The sequence below is a fragment of the Nonomuraea sp. NPDC051941 genome (assembly GCF_044593615.1).
The window spans coordinates 88064-99779 of sequence record NZ_JBIUCF010000017.1; the positions used below are offsets into that span (position 1 = coordinate 88064).

Consider the following 11716-nt stretch of genomic DNA (forward strand, 5'->3'; position numbering starts at 1 on the left):
GTTCACCTCCGCGACACGCCGGTCCGCGCCAGGGGACAGAGGAGACGGGCGCGGCGGCAGCGATCCAGCCTGCGCCCGGGGCGCCATGCCGGTCTTGTACGCTCGTGCGCGGCGATGACCGGATGGTGACGCCATGACCGGCGAACGCCGTCGGCCCCGGGAGTGGACCAGCTACTGGCGCGCGGACGGGATGCCGCTGGAGGCCATGTACGCGAGCTTCCTGCGCCACCGCTACCACCGGCACAGCCACGAGACCTACTCCTTCGGCGTCACCGAGCACGGCGCGCAGACCTTCACCTGCCGTGGCGCCGGGCACACGAGCGCGGCCGGGATGGTGATGGCGTTCAACCCCGACGAGGTGCACGACGGGCACGCGGCCCACGAGCTGGGCTTCACGTACCGGATCGTGCACATCGGCGAGGACCTGATCATCGACGTGCTCCGGGACCTGACCGGGCGCCCCGCCGGGCGGCCCCTGTTCGCCGCGCCGGTCCTCGGCTCGCCCGTGCTCGCGGAGCGGCTGCGCCGGCTGCACACCGCGCTGCAGCACGGCGCCGGCCCGCTCGAACGCGACGAGCTGCTCTCCTCCACCGTCGCCGCCCTCGTGCACCTGGCCGCGCGCACGCCGCCCGGACCGCCCGCCGCCCTCAGCGCCCCCGCCGTCACGCGGCTGGCCGTCAAGGCGCGCGAGCTGATCCACGACCGCCACGCCGAGGCGATCAGCGCCGACGACCTCGCGGCCTGGACCGGCTCCAGCCGGTACGCCGTCTACCGGGCCTTCCGCACGGCCTACGGGCTCGCGCCCAGCGACTACCAGCGCCAGCTGCGGCTGCGCGCCGCCCGCCGCCTGCTCGCCCAGGGCCATCCGGCGGCCCGGGTGGCCGTCGAGGCCGGGTTCACCGACCAGGCCCATCTCACCCGCTGGTTCACCCGCTCGTACGGCGTCACGCCGACCCAGTATCGACTGGCACGACCGGTCTGACCTCTTCTCAGTCCGTCCCAAGTCTGCCACCATTCCGCCCCAAGTCACCCTCCCTAACGTGACTCGCGACAACACCGGACAGGGAGGATGCGATGAAAAACGTCTACAAGGTCTTGGCCTACCTGGTGGCGATCGAGGTCGCCGTGCAGGCGTCGATGGTGGTCTGGGCGGACGCCGGGCTCGGCCTGTGGGTCGAAGGGGGCGGCGTGGTCGACAAGACGCTCATGGAGAGCGGCGAGACGCCGTTCGCCGAGGCCCTCGGGCTCATGATCCACGGCATGAACGGGATCTTCGTCATCCCGGTCCTCGCGCTGCTCCTGCTGATCTCCTCGTTCTGGGCGAAGCTCCCCGGGGCCGTGAAGGCGGCCGGGCTGGTGCTGCTGCTGGTCGTCCTGCAGATCACCTTCGGCCTCGTCGGCCACAGCATCCCGATGGTCGGCCTCGTGCACGGCCTCAACGCGCTGCTGCTGTTCACCGTGGCGCTCTACGCGGCGCGCCGGGGCGCGGCCGTGACCTCGGCCGCCGTGCCGGGGTCGCAGCACGCGGCCCGCGGCTGACGGCGCGTCCCATGCGTCGCAACCGCCCGGGTCGCGGCCGGGTCCGCACCGCCGTCGCGTGCGCCGCGACGGCGGCCGTGCTCGGGCCGCTGATCTGGCTCTGGCAGGCCAGCCTGCTGCCGTCCGCGTACTCCGTCATGGACATGGGGTACGCGGACTACGGCGGCGGGCCGCGAGGCGCCCAGAACCACGGGGCGCATGCGATGGGAGGCGCGGCAACCCACGCTCCTGCTCAACATGGCGGGCGCGACGTGACGGAACTGATCGCCGACGCGGACCGCCCGGCCGACGTCACGATGACCGTGGTGGCCCGCAAGCAGCGGTTCCGGCTGGCCTCCGGCCGCGACTTCGACGGCTACACGCTCAACGGGCAGTCGCCCGGCCCGGTCATCAAGGCCGTTCAGGGCCAGCTGGTCCAGGTCCGGCTGGTCAACGAGTCGGTGCCTGGTGGCATCACGCTGCACTGGCACGGCGTCGACGTCCCCAACGCCGCGGACGGCGTCGCGGGCGTCACCCAGGACGCGGTTGGCATCGGCAAGGAGTTCACCTACCGGTTCGTCGCCGACCGCGCGGGCACCTTCTGGTACCACTCGCACCAGATGTCACACGAACAGGTCCGCGGCGGCCTGCTCGGCGCGCTGGTCGTCGCGCCGGCCAGAACCGCCGGCGTGAAAGACGTCGTGGCGCTGGTGCACCTGTACGGCGGCATCCGCACCGTCAACGGGCGCGAGGGCGACGTCCAGGTCAGGGCGGCGCCCGGCGCGCGGACCCGGGTACGGGTGATCAACACCGAGTACGGCGTCATGCCGGCCTGGGTGAGCGGCGCGCCGTACCGGCTCGTGGCCGTGGACGGCACCGAGGTCAGCGGGCCGGCGCCGGTGCGGGACCAGGCGGTCGCGGTGGCCGCCGGCGGACGCGCCGATCTCGAGGTCACCATGCCCGCCGACGGCTCCCCCGTGCGGATCCACCTCGGCGGTCCCGCCGGCGTCGTGCTCGGCTCGACGTCGTACGACGCGCCCCCGGTCCCACGGCCGGCGGCGACGCTCGACCCGCTCACGTACGGCACCCGGGCGCCGCTCGGGTTCGACCCCGCCAAGCCCGACCGGCGCTTCGAGTACGACGTGGGCCGCCGCCCCGGCTTCCTCGACGGGGTCCCCGGAGTGTGGTGGACGATCAACGGCCACCTCTACCCCGACGTGCCCATGTTCCACGTGACCGAGGGCGACGTGGTGCGGATGCGCATCTCCAACAACAGCGGCGAGGCGCACCCCATGCACCTGCACGGCCACCACGCGGTGGTGCTTACGCGCGACGGCGTGGCCGCCACCGGCAGCCCCTGGTGGGTGGACTCCCTCGAGGTCGGGATCGGCCAGACGTACGAGATCGCGTTCGTCGCCGACAACCCCGGCGTCTGGATGGACCACTGCCACAACCTGCCCCACGCCTCCGAAGGGCTCACGGCCCATCTGATGTACGAGGGAGTCACCACCCGGTTCACGGTCGGCGGCTCGGCCGGCAACAAGCCCGAGTGAGCCCCTATAAGTGAGCACCAGGTGCCGGCTGGCGGCGACCCCGGCACGGCCCGGCTTCAGGACCAGGCGATCTCGCCATGGCGGGAGACGAAGCGTCCGGTGCCGGCGCCGGGCCCTTCGGTGGCGAGGGCGACGATCGCGTCCGTGCCCTCGGCAACGGTTTGGGGGCCGCTGTGACCGTTGAGGTCGGTCGCGGTGTAGCCGGGGTCGGCGGCGTTGACGCGGATGCCCTTGAGCCCCTTCGCGTATTGCGTGGTCAACATCGTCAGCGCCGCCTTCGAGGAGGTGTACAGCGGCGCGATGACGTGCGACTCGGGCCGGCCGGGGTCGTGGGTGAAAGCGAGGGAGCCCATGCCGCTGCTGACGTTGATGATCGCAGGGGCGTCCGAGCGGCGCAGCAGCGGCAGGAACGCGGTGGTGGTGCGGACGACGCCGATGACGTTGACGTCGAGGACGGCGCGGGCGTCGGCGGCGGTGAGGTCGCCGGGGTCGCCGACGGGGCCGTGGACGCCGGCGTTGTTGATCAGGACGTCGATCCTGCCTTCGTGTTCGGCGACGTTCGCGGCCGCGGCGGCCACGGACGCGTCGTCGGTCACGTCGATGGGGACGTAGCGTGCGCCGAGCGCGGCGGCGGCCTCCTCGCCCTGCTCGCGGTCGCGGGCTCCGACGAGCACGGTGTGGCCGTACTCGATCAGGCGGCGGGCGGTCTCGCGGCCGAGGCCCTTGTTGGCTCCGGTGATGAAGGTGATCGTCATTCGTTCGATACTGGTCTTGGCGAAGGAGGCGGACCAGGGACGCTTCGACGGTAGGAAGACCGGTACCACCCTCGCGCCCACCCGCACGACCGGGATGCATGAGGATGGAGGTCATGTCGACGACACCCGGGACCGGACTGGGCGCGATGATCCGCACGTGGCGGGATCGGCTGCCCCCGTCGGCCGCCGGGCTGCCGGTGTCCCGAGGGCGCCGGGCGGCCGGGCTGCGGCGCGAAGAGCTGGCTGACCTGGCCGGCGTATCGGTCGACTACGTCGTGCGCCTGGAGCAGGGGCGGGCCACGACACCCTCGGCGTCGGTGGTGGCGTCACTGGCGCGGGCTCTACAGCTGTCCACCGCCGAGCGGGACCACCTGTACCGGTTGGCCCAGCTCGTACCGCCGGCGGGCGGCGCGATCTCCGACCATCTTCCGCCCGGCGTGCAGCGGGTGCTCGCCCGCCTCGGGGATGTGGCGGTCGCCGTGTTCGCGGCGGACTGGCAACTGGTGTGGTGGAACCGCGGGTGGGCCGCCCTGCTGGGCGATCCCTCCGCCGCGCCGCCGCGGCTGCGCAACTTCGCCCGCGACAGGTTTCCGGTGGACGCCGGCCCAGCGCACCTCGCCCTGTGGCCGGTGACCGAGGCGGACCGCGACGCCACGGACGCCGCCGTGGTCTCCGACCTGCGCCGCGCCACCGGCCGCTTCCCCCAGGACGGCCGCCTGGCCACGCTGATCCGCGAGCTGAACGCGGGCAACAGGAGGTTCGCCGAGCTATGGGTGACCGGAGAGGTGGCCGCGCACCGCGAGGACCACAAGACGATCTACCACCCGTCGGTGGGCCCCGTCACGGTGGATTGCGACATCCTGACCGACGGCGACTCCGAGCTCAAGATCGTCATCATGACCGCCGTGCCCGGCAGCGAGGACGAGACCAAGCTCCGCCTCACCGCCATCGCCGGCCCACCGGCCCCGAACCACGATGCCGACCTACAGGAACACATTAGGAGGAGCCCTCACTAAGTACCCCCCGATTTCTCCCCTATGTCGTTGACCGCCTCCTAAGTTGATGTTAGTAATGCAGGAAACCTTCATAACGACGGAGGCCACCTGTGGTCACGCGATTAGCCGCACTGGTCCTGCTCCTCACCGCCCTGCTGGCCGTCCCCCTGCCCGCCGAGGCGGCCACCGGCTACGCGTTGACGGCCGCGCAACTGGCTCAGGTCAGGCCGCTGGCGTTCACCTCGACCATGTCGGCGCGTGACGCGGTGGTCTCCACGCTGCCGGTGACCAAGGTGCGGATGGACACCGTCATCGCCGGCGGTTACACCACCCGCGCGATCTGCCACCCCACCGACCTCCACGTCTCCGTTCCGGTCAGCGGATTCTGCTGGAACGCCACCGACGACACGACCGCGAACTGGTTCCCGCAGGGGATCACGGGCAGCGGCGACGGCATGAACGGCTCGGTGCTCTACCCGCCTTGCGACGGCTGCGCCGGCCGGAAGATCGTCGCGGTGAGCTGGCGCAGCGGCGCCTCCCACGAGTACGGAGCCAACCGGCTCGCCAGGGTCACCTTCGCCGACGTCACCGCCGGAATGTCGGGAGCCCCCTACCGCCACGTCGTCCTGGTCGAACCCGACGGCACCGCCGAAGGTTTCCACGAGATCGCCACCCACGCCGACGGCATCTCGTGGTACGGCAACAAGCTCTTCCTCGTCACCGGCGGCGACCCGGACGTGTCCGGCGGCGACCGGCTGGTCCGCGTCTTCGACCTCACCCACTTCTGGAAAATGAACTCCACCACGTCGGGGAACGTCGGCTGCGTGAGCGGCGTCTGCTCGGCGGCGTACTCCGGCTTCGCCCTGCCGCAGATCGGCTACTACCGGCTCAACTCCCCGGCGGTGTGCGCCAGCCTCGACCTGACCAGGCCCTGCCTGAACGGCGTCTCGCTCGACCGGAGCGGCGCCGACCACCTGACCACCGTCGAGTACAAGAGGGGCGCCTCCGGCGGGAAGATCCTGCGCTGGCCCCTCGACCCGTCCACCGCCCTGCTCAAGACCGGCTCCGACGGGCTCGTCCACCCCACCGAGGGATGGACCAGCCCGGTCTGGGAGCTGCAGGGCGGCGTGTTCACCGGCGACAAGGGCGTCCTCGTCGGGCTGTGCCCCGACGGCGCGCCCGCCGTCACCTACATGCCGGGCGGCACGGCGAACATCTCAGGGGATTACCGCAAGTCCTGCCTGCACCGCGTCACGATCTCCGCCGACCGCGCCACGCTCGACGTCCACTACATGACCACCGCTCCGGGCAACGCGCAGAACGTCGCCTACTGGCCGGCCAGCGGAGAGATATGGCTGGTCAACGAGTTCCGCGGCGATTACGACGCCATCTACGACAGCGACCGCCTCGTACTCGCCCTGAACTGCCCGAACCTCGACTGCTGAGACCGGCACCTCGCCGGCCACGGTGCGCGATCGATCCGGTCAGCGGGCGCTGACCGGATCGCCCACCCGGATCGTGCCCGGTTCGAGGGTGACGAGGCGGATGCCGAACCAGGTCTTGCCGTCCCACTTGTGGTACCGGGCCAGCGTCCGCAGCGGCTCCTTGCCCTTCACCTGGGTCTCCGGGTCGATCGTCGTCACCGCGCAACGGTCGCAGATCTCCGAGACCCGGAAGGGGACGTCGCCGATCCGCACCTCGCGCCAGCCTTCCTCCGCGAAGGCCTCCGCGCCCTCGATGATCACGCTGGGACGGAACCGTACCCGTGACAACCGGCCGGGCGGATCCTCGCCGTGCCTGGCGGCCTCCTCGGCCAGCCACCCGTCCAGGGCGAGCGCGGACGACTCCGAGATGAGCAGGAGCGGCGCGTCCCACGCGAAGCTCACCACCTCACCCGGCAACCCGCCGTGCGCCGGGTCGATCGACCGCCGCGTGGGGTCGTCCAGCCACACCAGCCGGGCCGGGCGTCCCAGCAACTCGCTGAACCAGGCGTGCGCGGCGTCGTCGGCGAGCACCGCCTTGTCCAGGCCGGTGAAACCGACCCGAGTGGCCGCACCGGTGGCGGGCGGCACGGTCAGGGGTTCCATCCCGCGCGCCGCGAGCCGCAGGCCGTCCTCGGCGGTGGGGTGCGCGGCGACGGACGCCAGGCGCGGGAACTCGCCCAGCCACAGGTTGTCGCCGTTCTCGTCGACGACCGCCCACCGCCGGTCCCCGTCCAGGCCCCAGGGGTGAACGACCGCCTCGGACCGCGCCCAACCCTGACCCGATTTCAGCGGATAAATCAGGATTTGATCAAGGATCACCGCCCAAGCTTATCCGGTTCAGTAACGGCCGTCAGGAGGCAAATATGTCACCACTCCCGCCGCTCCCTCGCTGTCCGGGGCCGATGCCCGGACGCCAGGAGCTTCCGCATCCGGGACACCCACGGGGGAGGACACCGGTTCGGCCCGTTCGTCGGCGACGAGGCCGCGTAGCTCCTGCCAGGCGGGTGACGGGATCACTTGTGTCATGGGCGGGAGATTAGAGATCATCACCGACAAAGCGACCGGGTGCGGATCCGGCCGTTCACAAGATCGAGTCGGGTGGGGAAAGGCCGCGTGATCGACGACGTACTCCGTTCCATGGCCGAGAAGATCGCGGCCGCGGCGCCCCCGAAGTGGCGCCGGGCCGAATTGCGGGGGTTCGCGACCGGCGGCGGCGGGTCCGGGTACAGCGGCCTGACGTACGAGCCCGGCGCCGGCGGCGGTGACGTGGACCTGCACGCCGAGCTGTGCGCCGTGCACACGCTGGCCGGGCCGGCCGGCGATCATCTGACCGTCGAGCTGGTGGTGGAGGCCAAGGGGCGGTTCGAGGCGGTGGTCAGCGAGTCGCTGGAGCGTGCCCACGGCGGCGGGTTCCTGTACGTGCTCGACCGGCACGCGCTCCCGGCCGAGCCGGCGGCGTTCCAGAAGGGCCCGGTGGAGTCCACGCAGGCGGGAGACCCGCGGGAGGCGGTCGCCCTGCTCGGCGCCTATTTACGGGAGCGGGACCGGATCCTGGGGCGGGACACGTACGCGCCACCGCCCGCTCTGCCGGAGGCGCGCCGGGCCGAGCTCGCGATGGGGCTCCCCGACGACCTCCGTGCCCTGTACGCGCACATCGACGGCGACGGCGGCGAGGGACTGCTGGACCGGCACCCCTGGTTCGGCCTGGAGAGGCTGGTGAGCCAGAGCCGCCCGGAGAACCGCTGGTGGGCCGCGGGCCGCGCCTGGCGTGACCACCTGCGCACCCCGTTGATCACGAGCACCGGCCCACGGCTGGCGGTGCGCCGGGCGTCGGACCACCCGGGCTGGATCCCGTTCGCCACCAGCACCGGCGGCGACTTCCTGGCCGTGGATCTCGCGCCGGGGCCCGGCGGGCGCTCCGGCCAGGTCATCCGCATGGGTGTGCACCACGACGACGGCCCGGTCTACGTCGCCGACTCGGTGACCGGCCTGCTGCATCGGCACGTCGCCGCGCTGCGGGCGGGCGCGTACCGGATCGAGCAGGGCGAGCTGTGGATCGACGCCGAGGAGCCGGAGGAGGAGCCTCGCGCGCTGGTCGTCGCCGGCGCCGACGCGGCCTCCATGCGCGGCATGCGCGCGGGGATCGAACGCCTGACGGTGCTGAACGCTCCCTGGGCCGACTTCCGGCCCCTGCGCGGGACGCCGACGCTGTGGCAGATCACCGTGGAGAACGTGCCCGGAGCGGACCTGGGCCCGCTCCGCGACACGCCGGTGGAGCTGCTCGACCTGGCCATGGACGCGATCGACCTGTGGCCGCTGGCGGGCCACGCCACGCTGCGCCTGCTGACGCTGCGTACCGCGAACCCCGTGGACCTGGCGCCGCTCGTGTCGTGCCCGCGCCTGTACGGGCTGGACCTGTCCGAGGCCACCGTCAACGACCTCGGCGTGCTCGCCGACCTCAAGAACCTGCTCTACCTGCGCCTGCGCCGCGCGCAGTGGGAGGAGCTCTGGGAGCGGGCGGGCCACCCGGCGGGGCTGGCGGCGGCCGAGCTGGCCGCCGAGCCGCCCCGGGAGCGGGCCTGGTGGTGGTCGGTCGACAGGTCCTACCACGCCCCGGAGCCGTCGCTGAGAACGGCGGTCAAGTGGGCGGCCGACCTGGCGGGCAGGTCGGCGGACGTGCGGACCTTCGCGGGCCGGTTCGCCCGCGGCGGGTCAGCCTCTCGTTGAGATCAGCTCCAGGGCGCGCTGGTACTGCTCGGTCGACGGCTGCCGGGTCCAGGTCATGCCGGGCAGGCTGTCCGACAGCATGCGCGCCATGACCATGGACATGACGTCGGACGGCTGCGCCTGCGGCATCTGCGGGCGCATCGACCGGTATCCGGCGAGCACCCGGCCGTAGTCGTACATCAGCGTGTTCGTGAAGCGGCTGCGCTCGGCGTCGGCGCTCTCCAGCCCCGCCACGAACTCGGGCTCCGGCTCCTCGATCACGGCCTTGTAGACGTCGAGCCGGTTGCGGATCTCGCCGGGGGCGGCGTGGCTGTGGGCGTCGTCGTACATGCGCGCCACGTGCTGCGGCATCTCCACGAGCACGGTGAGCATGCCGTAGCCGCCGTCCTCGTCGCCGTAGCCGCCGACGCCGCCGTCCACGCCCTGGGCGTGCGTGGCGCTCATCATCGCGCTGGTGAAGTCGTACTTGTCCATGCCGTCGACCGGCTGGGCCATCCAGTCGTCGTCGAGGTGCAGCACGCCGCCGGTCTCGCTCTGCGCGGCGCGGTCGATCAGGTGGCGTACGGCGCCCGCCGGGTCGGCCAGGGCCTGCGGGCCCATCGCGGCGAACTGCTCGGTGAGCAGGAACAGCGAGAGCATCATGGATGGGTCGTAGACGCGCAGCGCGCCGGCCTCGCGGTGCGGGAAGACCGTGCTCTCCTCGTCGTACGCCTCGAGCCCGGCCATGAAGGCCCGCTCCTGCTCGTCGTCGAGGATGAGCTCCCAGGCCCACTTGCGTTCGACGTGGAACTTGTAGAAGTCCTCGCCTCTGAGCGGATCCCGGAACTTCCACCACAGAGCCACGCCCGCGACCAGGGCGACGATCACACCCAATGCGATCCACATAGGGGCCCGCTCTCTTTCTCTCGGGTTTACTGCCGGAAAAGCCGGATCGTAGCGGTGAAGATCCGCCGATCTCCCGGAAACAACCAGAAAGGAAGGACGTGATCACCTTCAGTAGCCCCTAGCGGGCGGCACCCAGTCGGTGGCGCCGCCCGCCTGTGACGGGGTCAGGCCCAGGCCGTGACGGCCGTGAAGGAGCTGTCGTCGCGGAACCCGGTCGTGCCGTCGTAGGCGTCCACCCAGAGCTCGAAGCCGCGGTGGCGCAGGAAGCGGCCGGGGTAGTTGCTCGATTCGAGGCGTACCGAGCCGCTCGCGGCGCCGGGGACGGCGTAGAAGGTGGCATCGGCCCTGAACACGGCGGTGCCGTCGTCGCCGCCCAGGCGCGCCCGCCAGCCGGAGTGGCGCAGGTAGCGGCCGTCGGCGGCGCGCAGGGAGTAGCCGTTCGGCGCGGCGAGCCCCGTCACGATCGTGAAGGTGGCGTCCTGGCGGGTCTGGGCGTCGCTGGAGGCGCTCACCTCGTGCAGGTAGCCGAGGTCGTTCTGGTGCCTGGCGTAGCGGGCGGGATAGTTGACCGAGCGCAGCGACCTGGTCGTCCCCGTCGGGAGGGTGGCGGCGCCGGGGACCCTGGCGTGCGTGAGCGTGCCGAACCCGAGCTGGTCGAAGCCGCCGCTGTTGGGCCCGTAGTCGCCGCCGCCGCCCTCCGGCCGCACCTTGGCGACGAACGCGGCCGAGTACGGCATGGCCAGGCCGCGCCTGACGGCGTAGTGGTGGTAGACGGTCTCCCAGACGGGCCGCACCTCGCCGCGGCTCGCCGAGGAGATCGCGGTGTGCGTCTGCTGGGCGCAGTTCTGGCCGGTGCCCCAGGTGTAGGCGGTGAACGGGACGTCCTCGCCCAGGTTGTACTTGGCGATGTACTCGCACGCCTTGGCGAACCGGTTGCCGTCGTAGCCGTACAGGTCGATGCCCTGGTTCCAGGCCATCTCGCAGAAGGCGCCCATCTGACCGACGCCCATCATGGTGTGGCCCTGGTCGCGCCCGCTCTCCTGCCACTGCGCGAGCCCGCCGCTGTGCAGGAACGGGATGGCGTGCGCGATGGAGCCGTTGCCCGCGCCCGTCTTGAAGTACGTGACGGCCCGGTCGATGAGGTCCTGCCGGTCGCAGAGCACGCCGATGGCCAGGATCGAGTTCATGGAGCACAGATCCCAGTTGGCCCAGTAGTTGGTGATGCAGGCGTCGTTGTGGTTGGTCAGGAAGCTCTCGTTGAGCGGGTGGAAGACGTTGAGCATCATCCGCTGGAAGCGGGCCAGGTCGAAGCCGCCGTAACCGCGCATGATCTCGGCGACGTTGGCGAACTGGTAGCCGTAGATGCCCGCGGCCAGGAACCGGTCGGCGTTGCCGGTGACCGTGGTGAGCGTGCCCGACCAGGCGTTGAGGATGTCGCGCGCCTTGTCGCCGTGCGCGGTGCTGCCGCTGACCTTCCAGCGCAGCGCGTTCTGGTAGGCGGCGTGGATGTCGTTGTAGAGGATCCCGTAGTTCTGTCCGTCGCCGCCGCGGACGATCGTCGCCTGCGGGTTGGGCGTCCAGGTGCTCTGGGAGTGGGAGTTGGCCACGAGCCGGTCCCAGCCCGCCTTCCACGGCTGGGCTCCGGCGTTGACCATCGAACGCATGCGGTCGAAGTCGGCCTGCGTGTGCAGCAGGCCGGGGTGGCTTGCCGCGGCGGCGGGCTCGGGGGGGGCCCCGCCCGGCGGGGGGCCGGGGCGGGGGGGGCCGCGGGGTTTGGGGGGGGTGGGTGGGGGGCGGCC

10 protein-coding genes are annotated in these 11716 nt (G+C 71.8%); 6 read left to right on the forward strand and 4 right to left on the reverse strand.

Annotation, left to right across the window (positions count from 1 at the left end; genetic code table 11):
• Positions 1 to 133: 133 nt before the first annotated feature.
• From ACIHFD_RS27795 to ACIHFD_RS27805, 3 genes are all read left to right on the forward strand, one after another.
• Complete coding sequence (locus ACIHFD_RS27795) at positions 134 to 982, forward strand: AraC family transcriptional regulator (RefSeq protein WP_397369328.1); 849 nt, start codon at positions 134 to 136, stop codon at positions 980 to 982.
• A 92-nt stretch (positions 983 to 1074) separates the two neighbouring features.
• Positions 1075 to 1539, forward strand: a complete 465-nt coding sequence (locus tag ACIHFD_RS27800) for a hypothetical protein (RefSeq protein WP_350738118.1) — start codon at positions 1075 to 1077, stop codon at positions 1537 to 1539.
• Between the two features lie 11 nt (positions 1540 to 1550).
• Positions 1551 to 3071: a multicopper oxidase family protein gene (locus ACIHFD_RS27805; RefSeq protein ID WP_397369329.1), complete on the forward strand. Its 1521-nt coding sequence runs from the start codon at positions 1551 to 1553 to the stop codon at positions 3069 to 3071.
• A 56-nt stretch (positions 3072 to 3127) separates the two neighbouring features.
• On the opposite strand, the gene ACIHFD_RS27810 is transcribed toward ACIHFD_RS27805, so the two are convergent.
• The gene (locus ACIHFD_RS27810) at positions 3128 to 3826 is read right to left on the reverse strand and encodes an SDR family NAD(P)-dependent oxidoreductase (RefSeq protein ID WP_397369330.1); all 699 of its coding nucleotides are present in this window, start codon (positions 3824 to 3826) and stop codon (positions 3128 to 3130) included.
• 113 nt (positions 3827 to 3939) lie between these two features.
• Here ACIHFD_RS27810 and ACIHFD_RS27815 point away from each other — a divergent pair, with 113 nt between their 5' ends.
• Together ACIHFD_RS27815 and ACIHFD_RS27820 are read left to right on the forward strand one after the other, a co-directional pair.
• On the forward strand, positions 3940 to 4842 hold the full coding sequence (locus ACIHFD_RS27815; RefSeq protein WP_397369331.1) for a helix-turn-helix transcriptional regulator: 903 nt from the start codon (positions 3940 to 3942) through the stop codon (positions 4840 to 4842).
• Positions 4843 to 4931: 89 nt separating this feature from the next.
• Positions 4932 to 6266 carry a hypothetical protein gene (locus ACIHFD_RS27820; RefSeq protein WP_397369332.1) on the forward strand — a complete coding sequence of 445 codons (1335 nt, stop codon included), beginning with the start codon at positions 4932 to 4934 and terminating at the stop codon, positions 6264 to 6266.
• Between the two features lie 39 nt (positions 6267 to 6305).
• On the opposite strand, the gene ACIHFD_RS27825 is transcribed toward ACIHFD_RS27820, so the two are convergent.
• Positions 6306 to 7124, reverse strand: a complete 819-nt coding sequence (locus ACIHFD_RS27825; RefSeq protein ID WP_397369333.1) for an MOSC domain-containing protein — start codon at positions 7122 to 7124, stop codon at positions 6306 to 6308.
• A gap of 294 nt (positions 7125 to 7418) precedes the next feature.
• Here ACIHFD_RS27825 and ACIHFD_RS27830 point away from each other — a divergent pair, with 294 nt between their 5' ends.
• On the forward strand, positions 7419 to 9032 hold the full coding sequence (locus ACIHFD_RS27830; RefSeq protein WP_397369334.1) for an SMI1/KNR4 family protein: 1614 nt from the start codon (positions 7419 to 7421) through the stop codon (positions 9030 to 9032).
• Here ACIHFD_RS27830 and ACIHFD_RS27835 read toward each other — a convergent pair.
• Entirely contained in the window at positions 9018 to 9917 is a 900-nt protein-coding gene (locus ACIHFD_RS27835) for a hypothetical protein (RefSeq protein WP_397369335.1), read from the reverse strand. The two genes, ACIHFD_RS27830 and ACIHFD_RS27835, sit on opposite strands and share 15 nt — an antisense overlap.
• 164 nt (positions 9918 to 10081) lie before the next feature.
• Complete coding sequence (locus tag ACIHFD_RS27840) at positions 10082 to 11581, reverse strand: AbfB domain-containing protein (RefSeq protein WP_397369336.1); 1500 nt, start codon at positions 11579 to 11581, stop codon at positions 10082 to 10084.
• Between the last annotated feature and the right edge of the window lie 135 nt (positions 11582 to 11716).

What these genes read in the sequence shown, in the direction of transcription:
- ACIHFD_RS27795 (WP_397369328.1), top strand. Translation starts at nt 134, where the DNA reads ATGACCGGCGAACGCCGTCGGCCCCGGGAGTGGACCAGCTACTGGCGC.
- ACIHFD_RS27800 (WP_350738118.1), top strand. Translation starts at nt 1,075, where the DNA reads ATGAAAAACGTCTACAAGGTCTTGGCCTACCTGGTGGCGATCGAGGTC.
- ACIHFD_RS27805 (WP_397369329.1), top strand. Translation starts at nt 1,551, where the DNA reads ATGCGTCGCAACCGCCCGGGTCGCGGCCGGGTCCGCACCGCCGTCGCG.
- ACIHFD_RS27810 (WP_397369330.1), bottom strand. Translation starts at nt 3,826, where the DNA reads ATGACGATCACCTTCATCACCGGAGCCAACAAGGGCCTCGGCCGCGAG.
- ACIHFD_RS27815 (WP_397369331.1), top strand. Translation starts at nt 3,940, where the DNA reads ATGTCGACGACACCCGGGACCGGACTGGGCGCGATGATCCGCACGTGG.
- ACIHFD_RS27835 (WP_397369335.1), bottom strand. Translation starts at nt 9,917, where the DNA reads ATGTGGATCGCATTGGGTGTGATCGTCGCCCTGGTCGCGGGCGTGGCT.
- ACIHFD_RS27840 (WP_397369336.1), bottom strand. Translation starts at nt 11,581, where the DNA reads ATGCGTTCGATGGTCAACGCCGGAGCCCAGCCGTGGAAGGCGGGCTGG.